At 68.5% G+C, this 22,632-nt stretch carries 23 protein-coding genes and 5 pseudogenes; 16 read left to right on the top strand and 12 right to left on the bottom strand.

The genetic code is table 11. The features are described from left to right. Window positions 1-90: 90 nt before the first annotated feature. Complete coding sequence (locus AB5J51_RS00995) at window positions 91-1,197, bottom strand: endonuclease/exonuclease/phosphatase family protein (protein ID WP_369776418.1); 1,107 nt, start codon at window positions 1,195-1,197, stop codon at window positions 91-93. A gap of 440 nt (window positions 1,198-1,637) precedes the next feature. On the opposite strand from AB5J51_RS00995, the gene AB5J51_RS00990 reads away from it, so the two are divergent. Together AB5J51_RS00990 and AB5J51_RS00985 are read left to right on the top strand one after the other, a co-directional pair. Next, entirely contained in the window at window positions 1,638-2,903 is a 1,266-nt protein-coding gene (locus AB5J51_RS00990; protein ID WP_369776417.1) for an ISL3 family transposase, read from the top strand. Window positions 2,904-3,322: 419 nt separating this feature from the next. Further along, window positions 3,323-3,559: pseudogene (locus AB5J51_RS00985) on the top strand (2'-5' RNA ligase family protein); the annotation flags it as partial. Window positions 3,560-3,897: 338 nt separating this feature from the next. On the opposite strand, the gene AB5J51_RS00980 reads toward AB5J51_RS00985, so the two are convergent. From AB5J51_RS00980 to AB5J51_RS00960, 5 genes and pseudogenes are all read right to left on the bottom strand, one after another. Then, on the bottom strand, window positions 3,898-5,130 hold the full coding sequence (locus tag AB5J51_RS00980; protein WP_369776416.1) for a DUF4241 domain-containing protein: 1,233 nt from the start codon (window positions 5,128-5,130) through the stop codon (window positions 3,898-3,900). Between the two features lie 126 nt (window positions 5,131-5,256). Next, window positions 5,257-5,379: a hypothetical protein gene (locus AB5J51_RS00975; RefSeq protein WP_369780414.1), complete on the bottom strand. Its 123-nt coding sequence runs from the start codon at window positions 5,377-5,379 to the stop codon at window positions 5,257-5,259. Window positions 5,380-5,402: 23 nt separating this feature from the next. Further along, window positions 5,403-5,933: pseudogene (locus AB5J51_RS00970) on the bottom strand (transposase family protein); the annotation flags it as partial. A 40-nt stretch (window positions 5,934-5,973) separates the two neighbouring features. Beyond that, complete coding sequence (locus AB5J51_RS00965; protein ID WP_369776414.1) at window positions 5,974-6,501, bottom strand: hypothetical protein; 528 nt, start codon at window positions 6,499-6,501, stop codon at window positions 5,974-5,976. A 160-nt stretch (window positions 6,502-6,661) separates the two neighbouring features. After that, a pseudogene (locus AB5J51_RS00960) lies at window positions 6,662-7,851 on the bottom strand (IS110 family transposase). Between the two features lie 190 nt (window positions 7,852-8,041). Between AB5J51_RS00960 and AB5J51_RS00955 the strand changes: the two are divergent. Both AB5J51_RS00955 and AB5J51_RS00950 read left to right on the top strand, forming a co-directional pair. Then, a protein-coding gene (locus AB5J51_RS00955) for an IS5 family transposase (protein ID WP_369776274.1) occupies window positions 8,042-8,889 on the top strand; the annotation gives its coding sequence in 2 pieces (ribosomal slippage) (window positions 8,042-8,417 and window positions 8,417-8,889; 849 coding nt in all). Between the two features lie 260 nt (window positions 8,890-9,149). Further along, window positions 9,150-9,710: a hypothetical protein gene (locus tag AB5J51_RS00950; RefSeq protein ID WP_369776413.1), complete on the top strand. Its 561-nt coding sequence runs from the start codon at window positions 9,150-9,152 to the stop codon at window positions 9,708-9,710. Window positions 9,711-9,720: 10 nt separating this feature from the next. Here the strand turns inward: AB5J51_RS00950 and AB5J51_RS00945 are convergent, their stop codons facing one another. The 3 genes and pseudogenes from AB5J51_RS00945 to AB5J51_RS00935 form a co-directional block, all read right to left on the bottom strand. Next, window positions 9,721-10,344: a transposase gene (locus AB5J51_RS00945; RefSeq protein ID WP_369776411.1), complete on the bottom strand. Its 624-nt coding sequence runs from the start codon at window positions 10,342-10,344 to the stop codon at window positions 9,721-9,723. A 53-nt stretch (window positions 10,345-10,397) separates the two neighbouring features. Continuing rightward, window positions 10,398-10,481 (bottom strand): annotated as a pseudogene (locus AB5J51_RS00940) (winged helix-turn-helix domain-containing protein); the annotation flags it as partial. Then, the gene (locus AB5J51_RS00935) at window positions 10,469-10,735 is read right to left on the bottom strand and encodes a helix-turn-helix domain-containing protein (protein WP_369776410.1); all 267 of its coding nucleotides are present in this window, start codon (window positions 10,733-10,735) and stop codon (window positions 10,469-10,471) included. The gene AB5J51_RS00935 and the pseudogene AB5J51_RS00940, both read right to left, overlap by 13 nt. Window positions 10,736-11,017: 282 nt before the next feature. On the opposite strand from AB5J51_RS00935, the gene AB5J51_RS00930 reads away from it, so the two are divergent. After that, the gene (locus tag AB5J51_RS00930; protein WP_369776409.1) at window positions 11,018-11,677 is read left to right on the top strand and encodes a hypothetical protein; all 660 of its coding nucleotides are present in this window, start codon (window positions 11,018-11,020) and stop codon (window positions 11,675-11,677) included. A 64-nt stretch (window positions 11,678-11,741) separates the two neighbouring features. On the opposite strand, the gene AB5J51_RS00925 is transcribed toward AB5J51_RS00930, so the two are convergent. The 3 genes from AB5J51_RS00925 to fxsT all read right to left on the bottom strand — a co-directional run bounded on the left by AB5J51_RS00925 (window position 11,742) and on the right by fxsT (window position 15,427). Then, window positions 11,742-11,885, bottom strand: coding sequence for a hypothetical protein (locus AB5J51_RS00925; protein WP_369776408.1), 144 nt, complete (start codon window positions 11,883-11,885; stop codon window positions 11,742-11,744). A gap of 307 nt (window positions 11,886-12,192) precedes the next feature. After that, window positions 12,193-12,834 (bottom strand): hypothetical protein, encoded by a 642-nt coding sequence (locus AB5J51_RS00920; RefSeq protein WP_369776407.1) that lies wholly within the window; start codon window positions 12,832-12,834, stop codon window positions 12,193-12,195. Between the two features lie 154 nt (window positions 12,835-12,988). Beyond that, the gene (fxsT, locus tag AB5J51_RS00915) at window positions 12,989-15,427 is read right to left on the bottom strand and encodes an FxSxx-COOH system tetratricopeptide repeat protein (protein WP_369776406.1); all 2,439 of its coding nucleotides are present in this window, start codon (window positions 15,425-15,427) and stop codon (window positions 12,989-12,991) included. 567 nt (window positions 15,428-15,994) lie between these two features. Here fxsT and AB5J51_RS00910 point away from each other — a divergent pair. The 11 genes and pseudogenes from AB5J51_RS00910 to AB5J51_RS00860 all read left to right on the top strand — a co-directional run bounded on the left by AB5J51_RS00910 (window position 15,995) and on the right by AB5J51_RS00860 (window position 22,632). Continuing rightward, window positions 15,995-16,231: a hypothetical protein gene (locus AB5J51_RS00910; RefSeq protein WP_369776405.1), complete on the top strand. Its 237-nt coding sequence runs from the start codon at window positions 15,995-15,997 to the stop codon at window positions 16,229-16,231. 128 nt (window positions 16,232-16,359) lie between these two features. Continuing rightward, window positions 16,360-16,668, top strand: a complete 309-nt coding sequence (locus AB5J51_RS00905; RefSeq protein WP_032759650.1) for an IS3 family transposase — start codon at window positions 16,360-16,362, stop codon at window positions 16,666-16,668. Next, window positions 16,665-17,564 carry an IS3 family transposase gene (locus AB5J51_RS00900; RefSeq protein ID WP_369776404.1) on the top strand — a complete coding sequence of 300 codons (900 nt, stop codon included), beginning with the start codon at window positions 16,665-16,667 and terminating at the stop codon, window positions 17,562-17,564. Before AB5J51_RS00905 ends, AB5J51_RS00900 begins: the two co-directional genes overlap by 4 nt. Next, window positions 17,512-18,711 carry an IS30 family transposase gene (locus tag AB5J51_RS00895; protein WP_369776403.1) on the top strand — a complete coding sequence of 400 codons (1,200 nt, stop codon included), beginning with the start codon at window positions 17,512-17,514 and terminating at the stop codon, window positions 18,709-18,711. The genes AB5J51_RS00900 and AB5J51_RS00895 overlap by 53 nt, the downstream gene beginning before the upstream one ends. After that, the gene (locus tag AB5J51_RS00890) at window positions 18,695-18,991 is read left to right on the top strand and encodes an integrase core domain-containing protein (RefSeq protein ID WP_369776402.1); all 297 of its coding nucleotides are present in this window, start codon (window positions 18,695-18,697) and stop codon (window positions 18,989-18,991) included. The genes AB5J51_RS00895 and AB5J51_RS00890 overlap by 17 nt, the downstream gene beginning before the upstream one ends. 142 nt (window positions 18,992-19,133) lie before the next feature. Continuing rightward, window positions 19,134-19,250 (top strand): annotated as a pseudogene (locus tag AB5J51_RS00885) (IS5/IS1182 family transposase); the annotation flags it as partial. Between the two features lie 70 nt (window positions 19,251-19,320). Next, window positions 19,321-19,704: a ribosomal protein L7/L12 gene (locus AB5J51_RS00880; RefSeq protein ID WP_369776401.1), complete on the top strand. Its 384-nt coding sequence runs from the start codon at window positions 19,321-19,323 to the stop codon at window positions 19,702-19,704. A gap of 132 nt (window positions 19,705-19,836) precedes the next feature. Continuing rightward, on the top strand, window positions 19,837-20,226 hold the full coding sequence (locus AB5J51_RS00875) for a hypothetical protein (protein WP_079403197.1): 390 nt from the start codon (window positions 19,837-19,839) through the stop codon (window positions 20,224-20,226). 223 nt (window positions 20,227-20,449) lie between these two features. Further along, window positions 20,450-20,902, top strand: a complete 453-nt coding sequence (locus tag AB5J51_RS00870) for a replication-relaxation family protein (RefSeq protein WP_369780184.1) — start codon at window positions 20,450-20,452, stop codon at window positions 20,900-20,902. A 1,077-nt stretch (window positions 20,903-21,979) separates the two neighbouring features. After that, window positions 21,980-22,306, top strand: a complete 327-nt coding sequence (locus AB5J51_RS00865) for a tyrosine-type recombinase/integrase (protein WP_369776400.1) — start codon at window positions 21,980-21,982, stop codon at window positions 22,304-22,306. Then, window positions 22,306-22,632, top strand: coding sequence for a helix-turn-helix domain-containing protein (locus tag AB5J51_RS00860; RefSeq protein WP_369776399.1), 327 nt, complete (start codon window positions 22,306-22,308; stop codon window positions 22,630-22,632). Before AB5J51_RS00865 ends, AB5J51_RS00860 begins: the two co-directional genes overlap by 1 nt.

The raw sequence follows: 22,632 nt of genomic DNA, 5'->3' as shown, positions 1-22,632 counted from the left end.
ATTCCCCAGGCGGAGGCTCCTATGGCGGGCCTCCGCTTGCGGGGCCTTGGAGGTGCCCCTCCCGAAGGGCCCACTCCTGCGGGGTGTCACTCAACGCAGTCGGAGCACAGCGCTGACGCCGGCGTGGTCGGAGGGCCACAGGCCTGACGGGGTGCGGTCGGCCTGGGCGTCGCCCACCCGGTTGGTCGACACTGCGGTGACCTTGCCGCGGAAGAGTACGTAGTCGATGCGCTGGGTGAGGGTGGAGGCGGGGTTGCGCAGGTCGGGGGCCTGGCAGCAGGTGAAGCCGGGGTTGCGGTGGCGGGTGGCGGTCCAAGCATCAGTGAAGCCGGCGGCCAGGAGGTGGCTGTAGCTCTGGGTGTTCGTTCCCGGTGTCGCACCGACTCCGCCGGCCGCCGAGTTGAGGTCGCCCAGCAGCACGGTGGGGAGCGTGGTGTTCAGCGGGCCCGCGAGCAGTTCATCGGTCTGTGCTTCCTGGACGGCGGGGGCGGCGGGCTCAAGATGAGTGGTCACCACCCGGGTGGTGCGGCCTCGTAGCGTGGCGTCGGCCCCGACCCAGCCGCGCTCGATCCGTAGCGGCGGGTTGGGCGGGCAGCCCAGCACGGGGCGGCAGATGGGCACGTGGTTTTGGAACCGGGCGGCCTGCGCGTTCGCCACGGAGAACTTGTGTGCGGGCAGGTCGGTGCGGGCCAGGAGTACGTCGCGGTCGGTGAGGCGGATGTCCTGCAGGCCGCTGGGCGTGGAGCGCGGGGCCTCGAAGTCGCTGCCGACGGTGACGCTGGCCACGGCCTTGTAGTGCTTGCCCCGGGCGGAGAGCTCGTCGAGAAGGATCTGCAGGAAGTCGTACTCGACGTGGGTGGCGCTGCCCGGCCCGGCGGGCGTCTGGCTGCGCCACAGCACGGCTTCCTGGAGGCCCACGAGGTGGGGATCGCTTTCGGCGATCTCGTCGGCCAGCGCCTCGGCACGCTCGGGAAAGTTCGTCGCCTGGACGTTCGCCCACACCGCGGTCACCGCGGCGACGAGCCCCTGCGGGGTGGTCGCGGCGAGGACGGGCGCGAGGTCTGCGCCCAGGTAGAGGTTGCGGGTCATGACCCGCAAAGGGGTCCCCCCGCCCTCGGCGGCCGAAGCCGCGCCCAGCGACCCTGGCGCCAGGAGTGCGAGCGCGCACAGGGCGGATGTGAACCAGCGACGAGTCATGCGGGCAGCCTTTCGGTTAAAAACCGGACAACTGACTGCATTCTCACCGAAACCTATGGCGTTCTCGGGGAGGCGGCGATCCAGGTGTAGGCCGGGCAGCCGAAGCGCGTCACAAGGAAGGGCGGCTCCGACGGGCAGCTGGTGCCGACGGAGCCGACTCCGGGATCCCCCTGGGGAAACGCGTGAACTTCTGGCTGGGGAAATACGTGACCGTCCACAGGGGTGGTCGACGACATCAGCCACGAGGGCCTTCGGGCCCTGCTCCGCGAGGAGGGCGTCTCCTTTCAACGCGTGAAACCTGCTTCGCGCCGGACCCTGGAGGCCGTGGCCGTCGCGCTCGCAGGCCGGGCGGGAGCCCGGCTGGCCGTAGCACTGCATAGTGTGGTCAGCCGGATGACGCTGCTGCGGCTGCTGATGGCGCTTCCTGACCCCTCGTGGGAGTGCCCAAGGTGCTCGGGGTCGATGATTTCGCCACCCGCCGCGGGCAGCATTACGGGACCGTGCTCATCGACTGCGAGACCCGCAAACCGCTCGCTTTGCTGCCCGGGCGGGACGCCGGGACCCTGGCTTCGTGGCTGCGTGAGCATCCTGGGATCGAGGTGATCTGCCGGGATCGTGCCGGCTCCTACGCTGAAGGTGCCCACGTCGGGGCACCACAGGCAGTCCAGGTCGCTGATCGCTTTCACCTGTGGCAAAACCTCGGCACCGCGGTGGAGCAATGCGTGCGCCGGCACACAGGATGCCTGCGGTCACCCGGCTCCGACCCGGGTGACCTGCCGGACGTCGAACCGCCGTCGGCAAAGGAGTCGTCGCCGATCGAAGCCCGCATCCGGGAACGTCACGCCATCGTCCACGCACTCCTCGACCAGGGCCACGGCATCCGGGAGATCGCCCGCGAGTTACACATGGGTGGCAACACGGTCCGCCGATGCGCCCGTGCGGCGACCCCTGAGGAGTTGCTCGGCGGTCGGCGGCAACCCCGGCCCAGCCAGCTGGACCCTTACAAGCCCTACCTGGACAAGCGCTGGGCAGAGGGCCACACCAATGCCGTTCACCTGCACGCAGAGCTCAAAGAGCTTGGCTACCGAGGCAACTACCAGATCATCAGTCACTATCTGCGGCCGCGGCGCCGCCGCCGCATCAGCGTCGTCGGGCCCGCGCCACCAGGACTCCGGCAAGTCACCGGGTGGATCATGCGTCAGCCCGACCGACTCTCGGAAAGCGAGAGCAAACAGCTGACCGAAGTCCTCGCCCGCCCGGAACTCGCGGCGGCCCACCGTCTCGTCCACAGCTTCGCCGCGATCCTCTCCACCCGCACCGGCCAGCATCTGAAGGACTGGGTCGTCAGCGCGCGAGCCGAGGAACTTCCCGGCCTCCACTCTTTCGCCACCGGCCTGGAGAAGGACTGGGACGCAGTCGTCCAAGGCCTGACGAGCCACTGGAACTCCGGTCCCGTTGAAGGCCGCGTCAGCCACATCAAGATGATCAAGCGCCAGATGTTCGGCCGCGCCAAGCTCCCGCTCCTCCGCAAACGGGTACTTCTTCTGCCGCCCGGTGATGGCCCTGCTCAGGCAGGACGAAGCCGTCGGAGTACGCACTCCGACGGCCAGCAGAGGGCTCGAACAACCACGTTGGTGACGACGAAGTACCCCGGGCTCACCCAACCGTCTTCTTTGCTCACGAGCCCCGGACGGTCCTCGCGGTAGTAGCGACGCAACATACGGCGGCGCAACGGAGTCCCGGCCACCAACAGAACCGGTGCGACGACGACTGCCCCGACCGTCACGGCGAGCCGGACTGCCTGGATCCTGGCGACGCTCTCTATCCGCATCTCTGCAGTCTGCCGATCAGGAGAGACTCGTCCACCGCTCTCACGGAATATGTGCCAGGACCGTCAACCGACAGCGTTTGTTCGGGGGTTCCGGCGGCGTTCAGTGATCACCGGCACTCTGGATGTTCACGGGAAATATCGGCAGCACCTTGGTCGTCCCGCTCGTCGACCGGTTTCGGAGATCGGTTCGTGATCGTTCGGCGGAAAAGGAGCCGTGCTGTCTGCGACAGAGGTGACACCATGCGGTGTCATGGCAGATGACAGCACCAGGACGTTTCAGGCGGGCCAGACGGGCTGATAGTCCGGATCCCGGAGGCGGAGCCGTCCGTCCGCGGATGGCGTGAACGGCTCGGCCCCTCGGCCCAGGCCGGGGTTCCAGCCCACGTCACCGTGCTTTTCCCGTTCCTCGGTGAGAGCCGAATAGATGCGCTTATCTACTCCGCTCTCGCGGACGTGTTGGGCGGCCCCCAGGCCTTTGACGTGCGGTTCGAGAGATGTGGACGGCTCCCGGAAGTGCTGCATCTCGTCCCCGAGCCTGACACGCAGTTGCGGCAGCTCACGGAGGCGATCGCTGATCGTCTGCCCGTGGCCGACGGACGCTACGTGCAAGGGTTCGCCGCCGGGTCGGTCCTGGCGATGCTCGCCAACTCGATGATGTCCGAGGCATACGAGCGCCGCCCACCTCGGCGTGCCGTTCCACTTCGCCAGCCCCGACACGACGAGGCGCCCCTGACTGCCGGGCGGGGCTGCGCGGGTCGAGGTCCCGATGCAGGTCTCCGAGGCAATGGCGAGGGACCCGTCCGATCGCGGGATCGGACGGGCCCGCTTGACATCCATAGGAGCATCCCGGGTCCCAGCGAGACCGGGGCTCAGGGCGCCACGAGGTCGGGCATTCCTTCGACCAGCACCACCACACCGACCACGTCCCCGTCTGCCGACCGCCCCACCCAGACGGGATGGACCCCGTCCGAGCCCACCGCGAACGCCACCAGCTCGGCGCCGGAGCCGGGCTCGCGGGTGCGGAGGAAGTAGGCGGAGTCGGTGCTGTACTTCCACGCCTCCGGGTCGTTGTCCTCCATCACCTGCCGGGAGAGCCGCTGGAGCGGGCCCCACGCCCCGGCATCGGCGAAGGCGCCCATCGCGCCGTCCGTACCGAACCCGTACGCCTCGCCCTCCCCGAGCAGCCTGGTGTCGTCGCACGGCCTGAGGGCCATCTCCCAGGACACGGCCGGGGCTTCCCCGACGCGCAGCCGGACCGCCGTGGACGACTCGCAGCCGTCGAGGAAGGCGGCCTGCGCCTCGTCGAGCACGTGCTCCCCCGGCGGGACGGCGATGCTGAAGTGCGGCCCGTCATGGTCCAGGGGGCAGTCGACGGCCAGCACGCCGCTCGGCACGCGCAGGGTGCCGGTCCGCCTCGGCTCCACGGCGGTCATCTCGTCGCCGTAGGGACCGGACATGCGCGTACCGGGACGGAAGAGCGCATCGAAGTCGACGGACGAGAACATGCGGGATGACTCCCGACGCCACGGCACGGAAGCCTCGGGCATCCCGACGGTGTCCAAGTGCACCCGCACCCAGTCCGGCAGGTGCTCGCCGCCCGGAAGCGGCCGCCACTCTCCGAACCCTGGGCGGGCCGACCACAGCCGCTCTTCCGGCACCGTGAGCACGGCCTCCAGCGAGGAGCCTCGCATGCCCTCGGGCTGGTGTGAGATCCGTCCCGTACCGTCGGGGAAGACCTCCACCACGGTACGAGGGCAGTCCTGGGCGAATTCCGCCGTCACCGGATCCGGGTAGCGCCAGCTGATCGCGCGCCGGTTCAGCAGCCGCTCCTCGTCGACCAGCAGCCTCAGTTCCGCTTCGAGTGTCCGGCGGCCCTGTTCGTCGTACGCCCACACCTCGACGAAGCCCGCGCCCCACGACACCAGCCGCACCTCGGCCGGCACCTCGCTCCCCGGCACCCGGTGCATCACCGCGTACGGCAGCCCCTCGGCGTCCCGCGCCCGCGCCTCCCCGGCGGACAGCGCCCGCCCGGGGGTACGGGACGCCGGGTCCCAGCCCTCCGCGTACCCCACCTCGACGACCGTCCCCGATCCCCGTTCCATCTGCCACCGCCTGCTCGCGCCCGATCCTGCCGAGCGCAAGATAACGGCTGCCACTGACAGGGGGTGTCGGCGCCTACGTCCGCGCACTCGTCCGGTGGGCCAGCTCGGCCCAGACCGTCTTGCCGATCAGCCGGTCCATGCCCCCCAGTCGGAGGCGAGGGTGTCCACGATGCGGAGCCCGTAGCCGGACTCCGCATCGTAGGCGTGCGGCTGCACCGCGGGCCGTCGGTCGCGGCGGGCGTCGGACACCTCCACTGCTGGTCGAGTGGCCGGTCGGCGATGGTGAGTGTCTTGCCGATGGCGGCTTTGGCGCCGGATTCCTCCCAGGCCTTGCAGTCGTTGCGGTTCCCGGCGAGCGGCCGGCCGACCACGACGACCAGGCGGGTATCGGCGTCGATGACGATCTGGTGGTTGGTGGAGTACCGGTAGTTCTTGGACTGCTCGGCCACGGTGTGATCGCGGGTGGGGACCAGGGTGCCGTCCACAATGAGCACGGTGTCCTTGGCGAACCGCTTGCGGGGCAGGAGCGCGAACATCGGCCCCAGATGGTCGATGATGCGGTCTGCTGCCGACTTGGACACCCCGAACAGCGGTGCGAGTTGCCGCATCGTCAGGTTCGTGCGCCAGTACGCCGCGACCAGCAGCGCCCGGTCCTCCAGCGGAAGGCTGAACGGCAGGGCCTTGCGAATCGCATCCGCACCCTCGCGCCGCAGAACCGTCACCAACTTCCCGAAGGCAGGCGGGCTCAACCCGGTGAACGGGGCTATCCAGGACGGCTCTGACGCCGTGATCACACCAGCCACGTCGAGATCATCACAGTTCACACCGCCTGGCCTGTGGGAGTCAGACTGCTCTGCGACGTCGGTAGTAGGCGTAGGTAAGGGCGAGCACGATCGGGCCCCACAGCATCACCGGGCTGATGCACACACGTGCCAGGACCATCCACCAGCCGTTGCTGAAGGCGACCTCGTGAAAGCCCATCAGGCCGAACCAGGCAAGGGGCATGGTGTCCCACAGCGCGACCAGGCCCAGTCCACCCAAGACCGCCGGGATGATCACGGCGAGCGGCGCGACCCGCCGACCGCCGATCAGCGACACCCAGTCCGGGACCTTCTCGCCCCACCCGCTGACCAGGCCGGTACAGAGCAGGGCCAGTGCCTCGGTGAGCACGCTCAGCCCGAACACGTAGGCCGAGGCCCACCACGGCATGGACGGTGCCGACGGATCTACCAGTCCCATCGAGAAGCCGAAGGCGAACGGCAGCCTCCACAGGCAGTGCGGCAGGACGACGAACGGGAGGGCCTTCGCGAAACGGAGCGCCCAACGCGGAACCGGACGCTCGGTGTCACCCAGAGCAAGGTTGATCGGCATGACTCCACCGTCGCCGAACCTCCGACGACAGGGCGTCGGCCGTGCGGACGATCGTGATCCCCCACACGGGGGAGTCTCCTGTTGATCGCATCGGCGGTTGATGGTCAGAAACGACTCGGGACCCTTCAAAGATCATTTACGGGACTTCCCAATGCTGATGTCAAGCCGTTCCCGCGACCGGGAGTGAAGGCCTGCAGCGCTCTCCGTCACGAATCATTGCCCACAAGACGTTGATACGTCGGCATGCGAGGGACAGGAGAGCTTGCTTGTGGCCCTTCCCTTCGTTCCGTTTCCGCCGGTAGTACGCCTTCGAGGCCGGGCAGGACTTGAGGCTGGCCATCGCCGACAAGTACATGGTCCGAAGCAGGCCGCGATGGTAGCGGCGGGGTCTGCGCAGGTTGCCGCTGACGCGTCCTGAGTCTCGGGGCTGAGAGGCCAGGCCGGCGAAGCCGGCCAGGCAGTCGGCACTCCCGAAGGCGTCCACGTCGCCGCCCGTTGCGGCGATGAACTCGGCTCCGAGCCTGGGCCCCATGCCGGGCAGGCTGCGGATCACTTCGGCGTGTGGATGCTCGTGAAACCTGGCCTCGATGAGCGCGTCGAGCTCCGCGATCTCCTCGTCGAGAGCCATCACCCCCTTCGCGAGGCGGACCACCATGGCGGCAGCCACTTTCTCCCGGGCAGGGCGGTGCCGTGGGCCTGGACGGCTTCCACGACGGTGTGCGCGAGTGTGACGGCGCCTTTGACCGTGCGGTTCTTCAGCCAGGTCTCGATCCGCTTCGCGCCGGCGCGGCGGATGGCAGCCGGAGTCTGGTAGCCGGTCAGAAGCATCACCGGACCCTTGTTGGTCAAGTCCAGCGACCGCTCCAAAGCAGGGAAGAGCTCCAGCAGCTGGGCCCGGAGACGGTTGATCTGCCGGGTGCGGTCGAAGACTACGTCCAAGCGCCGGGTAGTCAGGGTGCGTAGATCGACGGCGATCTCGTCCCCGGGTCTGAGCAGGCCCAGGTCCCGGCGGATGCGGACCTGGTCGGCGATGACACAGGCGTCCTTCGCGTCGGTCTTTGCCTCACCGCGGTAGGTGGCCGAGGCCCGGTGGACTGCCAGGCCGGTCAAATACGCGAACGGCTGGTCATGGGCGGTAAGCAAGCCGATCAGAAGGGCGGCACCGCCATGGTTAAGCTCGACGGCCCACAACACGTCTTCGGATATCGCCAGCACATCGCCTATCAGCACCAGCAGCTCAGCTTCGTCGTTCTGGATCCGGCGAGACAGCAGCCGGCTGCCCGCTGCGTTGATCACCACGGCGTGGTGATGCGTCTTGCCGATGTCCACTCCGGCCCAGATCTCAGGCAAGTTCCCCTCCGGCAGTCGTCTCGAACTGATTTCGCAGACGACCTCGCCGACGTTGTCCTACGGCAGCGATCGAGTCGCGTCTCCCAATCAGCGGTCGAGTCGTCGCGGGGCTCCGGGCGGCCAAGTCCCGTAAGCCATCCAGCGGCTCAGCCTTTACAACCCCTAACGAAATGATCTTCGGGCTGGTTGGATGTCCCTGAGAACGTTGATCTGGGGGTGTGGGGTGGCTCGGCGGAAGCCGTGGGAAGTGGACGATGAACTCTGGGCGGTGATCGAATCGCTCCTGCCGAGGGTGGAGCGACGGACTCGTCATCCTGGTCGGAAGCGGCATCCGGACCGGCTGGTGTTCCAGGGCATCCTGTTCGTTCTGCACACCGGGATCGCGTGGGAACACCTCCCGCAGGAACTGGGGTTCGGATCGGGCATGACCTGCTGGCGGCGCCTGGCTGAGTGGACCGAGGCCGACGTCTGGCCGCGGCTGCACGAGACCCTTCTGGCCCGGCTCCGCGGGGCCGGCGCTCTGGACTTCTCGCGGGCCGTGGTCGACGGCTCCCACATACGCGCGTTAAAGGGGGCTCCAAAACAGGGCGAAGCCCCGTTGACCGGGGCAGGAATGGCAGCAAGCACCACCTGATCACCGATGCCACCGGCATTCCGCTTGCCGCCATCCTGACTGGCGGCAACCGCAACGACGTCACCCAGTTCATCCCCCTCCTCCAGGCCGTCCCACCGGTTCGCGGCAAGCGCGGCCGGCCCCGTCGGCGGCCCGACACGGTGCTCGGGGACCGCGGCTACGACCATGACAAGTACCGACGCCTGGCCTGGGCCCTGGGCGTGAAACCCGTCATCGCCCGACGCGGCGTCCCACACGGCTCCGGCCTCGGCACCGAACGCTGGGTTGTCGAGCGGGCCTTCGCCCACCTCCACTGGTTCCGCCGATTGCGGATCCGCTGGGAAGTCCGCGACGACATCCACGAAGCCTTCCTCAGCCTCGCTTGCTCACTCATCTGCTGGCGACGCCTGAAGTCATTCCGATAGCAGTTCTTACAGCCATACCCGGAGCCCCCGGGTCCTCCGATCCTACGAATGACCGGAGCAGACCCACGCCTGAAAGGTAGGACAGCCCTCAGCGCTCGCTCAACGCTGACGCCCAGCGGCCTTGGCACGCTGGAAGTCGCGGACGCGGCTGGTCTCGCCGGCGGGGAGGCGGTCGACAGGCCGGCGGTAGACCCGCGGCTGACGCGGTGTTGGGTAGGGGCGGTTGCGGGCCGCTGGGGCAGCCCGGCTAGCGTGGGCGCATGGTCCATCTCAAACAGCCGCTGCTGTCCGGGCTGGGGAGAAACCCCGCTGCCCCAGCGGACGTCATGGTGCGCCTGGCTGCGCACGCGGCTGGCCGGCACGGACTGGAGTCGCGCAAGGGGCAGCTACCGGATGCGGTGGTCGAAGCCCTACTGACCAACGGCGGCAGCGATACTGCAGTAAGCCTGCACGGGCGCCGGATCTCCCCGGCGATGCGCCGCCGGATCGCCGCGCACCCCGACCCTGCGATCCGCAGCGCCTTCGCAGACTTCGTCCGGCACATGGTGGAACGCGCGGTACCAATGGGCATCAAGGACCTGGTCGAGGCCTACGACCGTCCGCCGCTGGAACTCGCGGCCACCTCCGACCCCAAGCTGCGTGCGATGGTCGCAGTTGTCTGGCGGGACCGGCCGATGGCCGTGCAGGTGGCACTGCTCACCGATCCGGACCCCGATGTCCGTGCTGCGGCTAGCCGAAGCGAGCACCCGGGGGTTCCGGAGATGCTCTACGAGCGTTGCCTCGCCGATCCGGCCGTCCAGGCCCACGTCGGGCGTTACTGACTTCGGCGTTTCAAGGTGAAGATGGGGTGTCGAGGGTGAGGCCGGTGCCGGCTATGAAGCCGTTGAGGGTGTGGGGCCGGTATTGAAGGCGTTTGAGCCGGTTATGGACCAGGGCTTCGAGTCGGTCGAGGGCCATGACAGCGAGGTTGGCGAGGCTGCGCTTGACGTGGGCCCAGACGCCTTCGACGGGATTCAGGTCGGGTGAGTAGGCGGGCAGCAGGAACACCGTCAGCCACTCGCGTTCGGCGATGAGTTCCCGCATCCTGCGGGAGACATGGGTGTTGAGCCGGTCCCAGACCAGCACGATCGGCGCCCTGACCAGGTGATGGGTTCCGTCGACGAGCGCGATGAAGTCCCGCTCGCTCATACTGCGACGTGTTCCTTTGCCGGCTGGGTGAGTCTGGAGGCGGTGACACAGACGGGTTCTCGAACCCGGCCGCATCGCGATCAGCCCGGCCACCGACAGCCGTCCCGAACGCCGGCCGCTGACCGTCACGACCGGAGTGCGGCCCCGCCGGCCCCAGGTCCCTCCCCGGGGCGACCGTCGGGTGAAGCCGGCTTCATCCTCGAAGCAGACGTAGCCCCCGCAGGCCGCCCGGACCCTTTTACCTCCGCCCAGGTCGCCACCTTCCACGCGGTCACGGCCTGCTCATCGCGCTCAGCGACCCGCCGGGCGGGGACTTGAGGGCTGAAGCCGAGCCGGTGCATCAACCGGGTGGCACCGGAGACGCTGTAGGAGACGTGGAACTTCCTGCCGATCAAGATCGCCACCCTTGATGCGGTCCACACCTGTCCTCCACCCAGCCATGCGCGGCCGGACCTTCCTCCAAGAACCCCGCCAGCTTTTCGAGGCACCGCGGGGACAGGCGGCACCGTGACCCGCTCGGCCCCCGGGAGGCCAGAGCCTCAACGCCACCATCCCGCCACAACTGGTGCCACTGATACGCCGACTTCACGCTCACCCGCAGCCTACGTGCGACTTCCGACACCGCGATCTGCTGCTCGAACAGTTCGGCCGCTTGCATCCGTACCGTCTCCCGGCGCTGACGCCCCGCAGGTGTCAGCCCGCCCCCATCCGCATATCTCACACACCACGGATACAGGCACCCACCCACACCCATCAGGGACTTCACAACGGTTCACCCCAACGAGCGGAAGTCAGTATCTTCCGCTGACGCCCGACCAGTTCGCGCGGCTGCTGGCCACGGGGGAGGAGGCCGTACTGCACGCCGTGGCCGGCAATCCTCACCTGACCGCCGACATGGTGACCCATCTGCTGGACAGCGAGGACCCGGCGGTGCGCGTCGGTGGCCTACAACCGCCACACCGCCCCCCAGACCCGGGACCGGCTGCTCGCGCGGGTGGAGGCCGAAGACGCGGCCGGCAGCGACGCGGCCGCTTTCGCCCTCCACTGGTCGCCCTACAGCCCGAGTTGGCTGCGGGACGCCCCACTCGCCGAGCGGCTGACCTACTTGCAATGCCCGCATGCGGTCTTCCGGCGAGAAGTGGCGGCCGGACGCGACCTGCCGGATGAAGCCTGGTCGCAGTTGGACGCCGACCCCGACGTGTCCGTGCGCCGCGCGGCCGCCCACCGGCCCAGCACACCGCCGCACGTCCTCCTCAAGCTGCTTCGCACCCACGGCGAGGTCTCCCACGTCCGACCGCTGCTGGTGGACCACCCCAACTTCCCCCGCCAGGCGTTGCGCGGTTTCATGGACGAGCCGGACCCAAGAGTTCGCGTCCTCGCGCTGAAGGACCCCGAGCTGCCTGTTGCGGACCTGCGACAGCTCGCAGCCTGCGCGGATTCGTTCCTGCGTGCCGGCACGGCCCGCCACCCCAACATCACCACGGAACTGCTGGAGCTGCTGCTTGCGGACCCCGAACCAAAGGTCGCCGATGATGCGGCGGCCAACCCCGCCCTGCCAAGGGCCCAGATGGATCGGATCCTCGCCCGGGCAGGCCTCTGACAGTTGCCCGGAAAGCGTCCCGGGAACGTGAGGCCATAGCCGATCCGCATCCGGCTGCCATCCTTCACGCGCATCCGCCGCCCTGGCCGCTGCCGCTGCCCAGGGTGGCGGACGGGCGGACGAGGCGACTGAAGGTCTTGTTCGAGGTCATACAGGTGTTCAGTGATGAAGTCCTGGCCACCGCGATCCGCGACGCCTCCTGCGTCACTGCGACGTGATCTCCATCAACGGTCCCAGTTACCGTCTCAATAGCCGACTCAAGGCCATCGAGTGGGACACGGCTGTGGCCTGAACTGCAGAAGAGCCGTGATCGCACAATGTGAATCTCGGGAAGCGGCAGGCGCCAATCGCCCTGAAGGCTGACGAGCAAGTTGCGTGCGAGGGCCCGCCCGTGGGCCGGCTCCCGGTCCGCGTCCATACCGGTGACTGCTGAGATGTCAGGATCCCGCCCCGTCGATGATGGGGCGGGATCCGCTCATTTCGGACTGCAACATCATCCCCGCCTGCCGGATTGCTCACTGGTTGCCGATCTGCACTCCGGTGCGGTGTTCGGTGCCGCCGGTAGGACACGATCCTGGCTGAACCGCTCCGGGTTCGGTAGAGACTCGATTCCATGAAAGGATCGAGTCATGGCGCGCCCTTCCTTCTATCCTCTTGAGCTGCGCAGACGGGCGGTCCGCATGGTCGCCGAAGTCCCCCACGTAGAGCAGCACGGCAGGCCGCTCGTCCCGGGCCGTACACTCGCGCACGACCTGGACGTAGCTCTGGCTGCCGAAGCCGCGGACGACGAGCACGGGAATGCCCGAACGCTCCATCCAGCCCGTGAGCTGGGCCCGCAGGGTGTCCTTCTCGCAGGCCACGTAGAGGGCGGTCGCCTGGCCGGCGGTCCGGTCCAGAGCGAACCAGTCGGGGGCAGCCCGGAGGAACGCACCGGTGTCCGGCCATGCCGGCGGTATGTGGACCTCGCGCAGCGGGTCGATGAGGTCCGGGAACCGCTCCTTGCGGCGGGCTTGGGCGAGGCGGGCGGACAGGCAATCTGATGATCGGGGTTCTGGTTGGCCGTCGAAGTGCGTCAGTAGCCAAGAAGATTGTTGGAAACTACCCGAAGGACCGTTCTCCGACGTTGATTTCCGACGCGGGTTGTCGACGGTGCCCACCTGCGGGTTCGTGATCGCGGGTGTGAGTGTCGGCAGACGGTCGTTTGCCGACACTCACAGCCGTGGACCCAACCACCGCTAAGCTCACGCAATGCAACAATAGTTACAGAGTGCTACTTGTCGCTTGGTGGCGGCTCGGGGATACAGGGCCTCCTCAACCGCCACCGGCTGCGACGTTCCTTCGCCGCAGCCAGTGCCACCACCGGCTCTGTGGCCGTTGGGTGGACATGGCCAGCGCTGTCTCCAGCGCGTTGCGGGTGCTCAAGGTATGCGTGTGCTCGTCGCCCAGGATGCGGACGCGGTCATCGAGGGTTCGGCGCAGCAGGTCTATCGCCTCGGCCCGCTCACCTGCACTGGTCAAAGCGAGAGCGAGGTTGTGGCGACTGGCAAGGGTATCCGGGTGCTCGGGGCTCAGGATGCGGGTGCGGTCCTCCAGGGTCTGCCGGTGCATGCGCACTGCTTGTGCGTGCTCGCCCATCCCGTCCAGCGCGAGACCGAGGCTGTCCCGGCTGGCCAGCGTGTGCGGATGCCCGTCGCCCAGAACGCGGGCGTGGTCGTTGAGCGCCTGCCGCAGCAGCCGTATCGCTTCCGTTTGCTCACCCGCCCTGGTCAGGGCGCTGGCGAGGTTGTGGCGGCTGAGCAGGGTGAGGTGGTGCTCGGGGCCCAGGACACGGATGCGGTCCTCCAGGGAGCTCCGGTGCATGCGCACTGCTTGTGCGTGCTCGCCCATCCCATCCAGCGCGAGACCGAGGCTGTCCCGGCTGGCCAGGGTATGCGGATGCTCGGGGCCCAGGACACGGGTACGGTCGTTGAGGGTCTGCCGCAGCAGACCCACCGCCTCGGCATGCTCACCCGTCCCATCCAAAGCGCATGCGAGGTCATTGCGGCTGGTCAAGGTATCGGGGTGCTCGGGGCCCAGGATGCGGGCGCGGTCCTCCAGGGTCTGCCGGAGCAGGCGTATTGCCTCGGCCGGCTCTCCCATTCCGAACAACGCATTGCCCAAGTTGTTGCGGCTGGTCAAGGTATCGGGGTGCTCGGGGCCCAGCATGCGGGTCTCGACCTCGAGGACCCGTTCATGCAGCAGGCGCGCCGCACCGAAAGCGCCAGCCTTCTGCAGCACCTGTGCCAGGGCGTTGAGAGTGGTGCGGTGGTGTGTGGCGGTGCGCGGGTCCGCGTAGTCGGGCAGCAGCGGCAGGTGGGGGGCGAGGAGCACGGCTGCAGGCCAACCAGCGCGCCCGCGCTGGTTGGCCTCGTGCACAGCCGTGGTCAGCCGCTCGGCAAGAGCCCGGTGCCACACGGCGAGATCGGAGGTCTCGGCCGCGAGGGCGACAGCGTTGATCTCTCGGATCAGGGGATGCAGCACCACCTGCGCCCCCTCACTGCTGCCCGACGCCGGGCCGGTGCTGCCGGGAGAGTCGGGCAGGCTGAGGAGACCGTAGCGGTGCAGGCCGGCGAACGCGGCCTCCAGGGCCACCGCGGTGATGTCGTGTCCGGTGACGACGGATAGCAGGTCCGGGGTGATCAGGGACAGTGGGACGGGGGCCTGAGCCAGCAGGGCCAGCAGTCGCAACACGGGGCGGGCCAAAGCGTTGCCCTCCCCGGCGAGCTGATCCAAGGACACCTCCCAGGTGTGCCGTACCACGGCGCGGGCGACCTGCGGATGGGAGGCATTCGGGTCCGCCGCTCCCAACAAGAACGGCAGTTCCTGTTCCAGGGCCTGGCGGTAGGCGGCAAAGGTGCGGTAGCGGCTGGTGGGTCCGGCCAGATAGGTGCCAGCCGCGTGCAACGCCAGTGGCAGCCCGCCCAGTCGCGCCGCCAGCTCCCGGGCCTGCTCGGCGGTGCCGGCTGCGGGAGCAGCGTCCAGCAGGACCTGCCCCGCAGGCCGCACCGGCAGCGGCTCCAGTGGCAGCAGCTGTGCGCACGGACCCCAGGTCTGCTCGCTGCCATCCCGGCTGGTCACCAGCAACAAGCCCCGGCCGTGAGGACGGATCCAGCCGCGATAGTCCGCCACCGGCTCCCCTGCCGGGCCGATCTCGTGCGGCTCGTCGGCGTTGTCCACCACCAGCAGCCACCGCCGCACCCGGCCCAACTGTCGCCAGACCACATCCGGCAGGCTCGCCTGCCCCGCTCGCGCGGCCGCCAGCTCTGCCTCTGGCAGGCCGCAGGCCAGCGCCGCCTGCACCATCTGCTGCGCCAGCTCGGCACCGTCGCGCCAGCGCACCCAAAACACTCGCCAGCCCGCCGCCTCGGCCTGGGTGGCCAGTTGCGCGGCCACCGTTGTCTTGCCCATCCCGCCGACCGCGCACAGCACCGCGAACCGGCCTTGTGGCCGCCGAAGCATGCCTGCCAGCACGGCGAGTTCGCCCTCACGCCCCCGCACGCGCTGAACATACGGGGGGCGTAACGAAGCCTGCTGGCCTCGGGCCAGTCGGCTCACCGGTGCCAGCCGCGCCGGGGGCCTTGCTGCGGCATCCAGATGCCGGCCCCACAGCACCAGCCCGATGCTGACCGCCACCAGCACGGCGAACACCGGCCAGATCACCCACGCCTGCGCCGCCCAGCCAGGCACCGCCTCACTGGCGTAGTTGGTCACCGGCCCCAGCACAGCCGCCACCACTGCGGCTGCTCCCGCTACCGCCGACCCGGCCCACGCACTCCGTCTACGCCCCATGGTCTGCCACCCCCGTCCACCGATACCAGGATGCTCCCGCCTGGATCACGTCCATGGAAGGTTGCGGGTTCCGCCCTTCCGTGGACTGGCGGGCCGTGCGCACCGTCACGGCCGGCCGCCGCTCCCCGCTCGCTGCGCTTGAGCCGGCCCCGGGGTGGGAGCGGGTGTTGTTGGCGGAGGTGGCGCGCATGACCAGGGTGGGCCGGGCCGCGGTGGTGAACTGGCGCCGCCGGCACCCCGACTTCCCTGCCCCGGTGGCCGGCACGGACGTACACCCGCAGTTCGACCGCCGCCAGGTCGTCGCCTGGCTCCTCGCCCACGACAAGATCGAAGTACCCATGGGGCCGACGGCCGCTTCGCTGGTGCTGGGCGGGGCCGCGGGCGCCACGCACCGGTTCCGTCTCGATGGCCTATGGCTGGCCCTGGCCGACGACGCGGCCGGCGAGGACCAGTTGTCCGGCTTGGTCCACCGACGCCGACTCCGATGCGTTGGCCGAGCTGACGGCCGGAGAGTCGGGGGCGACGGTGCGCCGGCTGACCGCGCCCGGCGCGGGGCCGTTGGCGGTGCTGGGGGAGGAGCGCGTCTGCAAGCCGTACGACTGCGGCGGCCTGGTCCCCGTGTCCTGGTGCACCGAGCACGGGGAGGCGGTGGGCCCGGTGAAGCGGCAGATGTACGGACGCGCTGGCTTCAAGCTCCTGCGCAAGCGGGTACTGCTTGCCTCCTGACCTCGCTGTCGGTGGCCAGCGCGAGGATCCCCAGACGGCCACGCGAGGAGAGATATGGGCACCTGTGGGCTTGATCCGCTTTGACGGACATTCGAGATCTGGGGTTCGTCCCCGGGAGGATGTCCATCATGGAGAGCATGGGGAAGAAGAAGCCTCGCCCTCGCCGTTCGTTCACGTCGGAGTTCAAGGCCGAGATCGTCGAGCTGTGCCGGCGCGGTGACCGCTCGGTCGGTCAGATAGCCAAGGACTTCGATCTGACCGAGACCGCGGTGCGGGACTGGGTCAAGCAGGCCGAGGTCGACGCGGGCGAGCGAGACGGGCTGACCAGCAGCGAGCGTGAGGAGCTGGCCGCGCTGCGGCGGGAGAACCGCCGCCTGCGCGAGGACGTCGACATCCTCAAGCGGGCCACGGCTTTCTTCGCGAAGGAGACCCGGTGACGGTGCACCCGTTCATCGAGGCGGAGAAGCAGAGCAACCACAACGTCAAGCGCGCGTGTGAACTGCTCAAGGTCTCCCGCACCGCCTTCTATGCCCGCCGCAACGGAACTCCCGGCCCCCGCGCGGTCCGCGACCTGGAGCTGACCGAGAAGATCACCGAGGCCCACGAGCACTCCCGTGGCACCTACGGGGCCCCACGCCTCCACGCCGTTCTGCAACGCGAGGGCGAAAGATGCGGACGGCGCCGCGTGGCCAGACTGATGCGGGACGCCGGACTCGAAGGCCGGCACCGCAGGCGGCGACACGTGACCACCGTCCCCGACCCGCGGGCCGCCGCGAGGCCCGACCTCATCGGGCGCGACTTCGCACCCGACCCGGCCGCACTCGACGTCCGCTGGTGCGGCGACATCACGTATATCCCGACCGATCAGGGCTGGCTCTACCTGGCCACCGTCATCGACATCGCCTCCCGCCGTGTCGTCGGCTGGGCAACCGCCGATCATCTGCGGACCGACCTGGTCGCCGAAGCCCTTACGACCGCCTGCCGGCGGCGCCGCCCCACCCGGCCGGTGATCTTCCACTCGGACCGCGGATGCCAGGGCGGATTCAACTGGTCGTCGCAACACCTCATGATCATGGAGGTGTGGGGTGGTTCGTCGTCAGCGGGCAGCGGATCGGGCGGTGCGTCCGAAGCTGAGGTCTCCGGGGCATCCGAAGTACCAGCGACACGTCGAAGTGGCGTTCTGGGCGGAGATCGCGAAGGGCCTCCTTGCCGAGGAGGCCGCGGGCATTGTCGGCGTGGCGCCGGCGGTCGCGACGCGCTGGTTCCGCCAGTGTGGCGGTATGCGGCCGTTCGATACGAAGCCCTGTTCGGGCAGGTACCTGTCGTTTCGTGAGCGGGAGGAAATCGCGCTCCTCAAAGCCCAGGGCAAGGGAGTTCGCCAGATCGCTCGAGACGTCGGTCGTGATCCGGGAACGATTTCCCGTGAACTGCGGCGCAACGCGGCCACCAGAGGCGGCAGGAGTGACTATCGGGCATCAGTCGCCCAGTGGAAGGCCGACATGGCCGCGCGCCGGCCGAAAACGGCGAAGCTGGTTGCCAACCCGCGGTTGCACGCTTACGTCCACGAGCGGCTGTCCGGTCAGATCAGCACGTCACGCGGCAGGGCGATCGCGGGTCCCGCGACAGGCGAGTGGACGGGACGGAACAAGCCACATCGCAAGGATCGGGCGTGGGTCCAGGCATGGAGTCCGGAGCAGGTCGCGAACCGGATCAAGGTTGACTTCCCGGATGATGAGTCCATGCGCATCAGCCACGAGGCGATCTATCAGGCCCTCTACATTCAGGGCCGCGGAGCGCTGAAACGCGAGCTCATCCTGTGTCTTCGGACCGGTCGCGCTCTGCGTGTGCCGCGAGCGCGATCACGGCGGAAGACTTGGGCGCACGTCACGCCGGAAGCGTTGATCAGCGAAAGGCCCGCCGAGGCCGAGGACCGTGCTGTTCCCGGTCACTGGGAAGGTGATTTGATCATCGGGCTGGAGCGTTCCGCGATCGGCACCGTGGTCGAGCGGTCGACCCGGTTCACGATGCTAGTCCATCTGCCCCGCGAGGACGGATACGGCACGATCCCTCGAACGAAGAACGGCCCCGCGCTGGCCGGCTACGGAGCGATCTCCATGAAGAAGGCACTCGCCAACACTATGTCGACGCTGCCCGAGCAGCTGACACGGTCCGTGACATGGGACCGCGGCAAGGAAATGTCGGCACACGCGCAGTTCCGCATCGAGACCGGCATCCCCGTATTCTTCGCCGATCCCCACAGCCCATGGCAGCGAGGCACGAACGAGAACACGAACGGACTCCTGCGCCAGTACTTCCCGAAGGGCACCGACCTCTCGCGCTGGTCCGCCGAAGAAATCGAAGCCGTCGCCCACACACTGAACACCAGGCCACGCAAGACACTCGGTTGGAAGACCCCGGCCGAAGCATTCAACGAGCAGCTACTGTTGCTCCAACAGACCAGTGTTGCAACGACCGGTTGAGTCCAAGCAGTACACCAGCCAGCAATTCGCGTCCCTGGCAGGTGAGTTCGACGTCCAGCTATCGGTCGGCCGCACCGGACAGTGCTGGGACAACGCCCTCGCCGAGTCCTTCTTCGCGACGATCAAACGGGAACTGCTCGGCACGAAACCCTGGCCCAGCAGGGCTCTCGCCCGCACTGCGATCTTCGAGTGGATCGAGAGCTGGTACAACTTGCAACGGCTACACAGCAGCCTCGGCTACCGAAGTCCCGCCGAATACGAGACCGTACTCGCGGCCTGACCACCACACCAATGGTGTCCGTCGAAGCGGAGCAAGCTCAAAGTACTACGCCGACCAGGCAGCGACCGAACAAGTGAACCTGAAACCACGTCAACCCGCTCTGACCAGCTAGTCAGCCACTCCCGCGCTGCGGGGGAACCTCAGATGCATCAACCGGTTCAAGCAGTGGCGCGGCCTGGCCATGCGGACGGACAAGCTCGCCATCGCCTTCCAGGCCGCACTCAACCTCGTCGCCATCCTTGTCTGGGCCCGGCGATAGTCCGCCCCATGGCGCTCAGCTGCGGGGATGGTTCACTGGCTGGACAGCGTAAGGCCGCCGGGGAGGGTGTGTGGAAGAGCCAGGATTCCGAGTTCTGCTCACGGAGTCAGGAGACCGGAAGGCGGAGGCGATCCGTGCGATCCGAACGATCACCGGCCTCAGCCTTTGGAACAGCAAGCTCCTGCTGGACAGTGCGCCCGTAGCGGTCACAGAACCCGACTGGCTCGAAGCCGCCCAGGACGCGGCCGGTGCCCTTGAGGCCGCAGGTGCCCACGCAACGGTGCTTTGCGACTGGTGCGACCGCACCATCACGCGAGAGGCTGGCCCGCTTGACCCGACCCCGTGTAGCGGGCCATGGCCTCCCGAGACCTGTCGAGCGAGTTGCCCACCGGCCACGGACTGGGTACGCCCACTGCTGACGGACTCACAGGCAGCCCTGAGAGACACGCTCTAGCCCCACCGCCCGGTGTGCCAGCGCCTCCACCTGGACAGTGGTCGTAGCCGGCCCGGCTCCCGCCTCGGATACCGTGTTCCTCTACGGGGTGCCATAACGGATGTGACGCCCCCCGCCGGAGGTAGTCAGCGTATGAGTTCAAAGCGCAGCAAGAATCCAGCCCTGCCCGTACTTGACGACGCATTCCGACTCGCGTCGGTCAAGGACGCCGAAGAGTCCACCCGTGACTTGGCCGCGCGGCTGGCCACCACCGAGCTGCGCCGCGTTTCCCACCCGGGCCGGGTCACCTGGGAGCCCACCGATCAGGCCGAGCCCGTACCGGTCCCGCCGACTGTGGTCGACGGTGACGGGGACCTGTGGCTGCGGGACCGGGGCACTGGCACCTGGACCATGCCCGAGTTCAACCCGAAGGAGTTCCCGGCCCGCTGTGGCGAGGTTCTGACGTGGAACCAGCTTGCCCGCGAGTTCGGCCCGCTGACCGCACTGGCCGACGATCGCCGCATCGGCGGCGGCCGGCGCTGACCGCGCAGCCTTCTGGGATGACCGCCCCCTGAAGCGCCCGTTACGGGTAGCTGGGAGCTCCAGCTCACCGCCGACCTCGACGATGGCGGCGAGCAGGTGAGCGTGGTGGTCGGTCACGATGTCTCCATGTTGCAGCCGGATACGTCGTCGCTGTCCGTGGGGTCGGGGTGGAAGAAGCGGGTGTAGCGGAGTCCGGTCTCCGGAGTGATGTTGAACACCGCGCATAGGTGCTGCGGGTCACCTGACCGACTGGCAGGTGGAGGTCAACCACGCCATCAAGGAGACCGGCCTGAGCTTCAACACCGACGCCGTCCTCGCCGTGCCGACCCCGACCAGCGAGGTCCGCCCCTTCGAACTCGACAACGGCACCATGTCCCAGGCCCGCCTCGCCAAGGAGGTCTGGGACTACGAGCGCTACGCCGGGCACCGCGTCTGGGAGGGAGCCCGCTGCACCATCGGCGGCACGTACCCGTTCTGGCAGCGCCACCGCTACACCCGCTCCAAGACCTTCCCGCGGCTGCACGTCGTCCTGGCAGCCCGTCTCAGGCCGGTTGAGCAAGGAGAGCGGTTACGGGATGGAAGAGCGAGGAGTACGGGCCGTCGCATGGGGGCTGGGCGGGCGCCCTGCGCGCGGACGGCAGCGAGCCATGAAGTCGAAAGCCCAGCTCGTCGGTGAGGACCGACCTGACTTAGCGCCAGTTTCCGGTTCGATGTTCCTACCGACGCCAATTGCAGCTGATGCGAACTGGCGACTCCGGACCTGGATGACTGCCCCGCTATCCCGGATTCGGGCGCTGGCCTTGGCCGGACGGTAGGCCGGGGTACCTCTGTCGGACAGTACCGGACCTGGCAGTGGCGGGCGGTTGTCTTCACTCCTTCGAGGTACTGACCTGGGAAAACGCTCCTCGGTCGCATCTGATGCGAGATTCTCGCGTCGAATGCGATGGACGGAGAGTGATCGGATGGGTGGCTACACCCTGGTGCCGGGCTCGGCGCGGCTGCAGCTGGTCGACGGCCTGCCGCTCTTGCGGCCGGAAGAGCAGGTCTTCGAGGCCATGCTGGCCGGCTGGCGCAACCAGCAGCTGGCCAGGAATCTGTCGTTCGGCTACGTCGGTGACCAGGAGCGGACGGTGCGCGCGTTCGCCCGGCACGCGGATGGGCTGCCGTGGGAGTGGGCGCCCCAGCACGTCGAGGAGTGGTCGGTGGACCTCCGCTCGGTGCGGGGCTGCGCGCGGTCGACGGTGCGCAACTACCAAGGCTCAGTACGGCAGTTCTGCGACTTCGTGACCAACCCGGCGTACGGCTGGGCGGAGGAGTGCCTGCTGCGGTTCGGGACGCACCCGGTCCAGGTGGTCCACGACTGGAACGCAGCGGTCCACGCGGACGAAGGCGAGGGCGAACCTGAGCGCCGTGCCTTCACCCGACCCGAGCTGGAGGCGTTGTTCGACTACGCCGACGAGCAGGTGGTACGCGTCCGGGGCAAGGGACGCAAGGGCTGGCTGCCGGCGTTCAGGGACGCGGCGCTGTTCAAGACGGCCTACGGCTACGGCCTGCGCCGCAACGAGACCCGCATGCTCGACGAGATCGACTTCGGTCCCAACCCGCACGGCCGGGAGTTCGGCGACTACGGCACCTTGATGGTGCGCCACGGGAAGGCGAAGAAGGGCTCGCCGCCCAAGCGCCGCAGCGTGCTGACCGTTGGCAGTGGACGCCGGTCGTCATCGAGGAGTGGGTCACCGAGGTTCGGCCTGGCATGCGGCACGCCCACGGGCCCGCGCTGTGGCCCTCCGAGCGAGGGCTGCGGATCGGGCTCCAGCGGCTGGACTCCCGCTTCGCCACCTACCGCGATGCGCTCGGCCTGGACCCGGCGCTGGAGTTCCACTCGCTACGCAGGTCGTACATCACCCACCTGATCGAAGACGGCTACGATCCGCTGTTCGTCCAGCAGCAGGTCGGCCATGAGTACGCATCCACCACCGCGATCTACACCTGCGTCTCCTCTGACTTCCGCACCCGCACCCTTCGCCGGGCCCTGGACGCCACCGTTGAGGCCGCGATGCGGCCGGGAAGGACTTCGTGATGTCCCGCCAGATCACCTACCGGTGGCGCCTGCGCGAGCTGATGGCCGCCCGCGGCATGTTCACCGTCCCCGAACTCATGCCGCACCTGGCCGAACGCGGGGTCACCCTGTCCGCCTCCCAGGTCCACCGCCTCGTCTCCGGAACCCCCGAGCGGCTATCCCTGTCGGTGCTCGCCGCACTCTGCGACATCCTCGACTGCACCGCCAGCGACCTGATCCCCACCACCGCCGAGAACGTCCGCCTCCGTCGCACCGCCGGACAGGACGCACCGATCGACCTCGCCGCCCGCCGGCCGACACGGGTCCGGCTCACCGACAAGGGGTGA

It is taken from the genome of Streptomyces sp. R33 (assembly GCF_041200175.1).
Taxonomy (GTDB): Bacteria; Actinomycetota; Actinomycetes; order Streptomycetales; family Streptomycetaceae; genus Streptomyces; species Streptomyces katrae_B.
The sequence above is the reverse complement of the archived record's forward strand: the minus strand, read 5'-3'. Positions and strand labels throughout refer to the sequence as shown.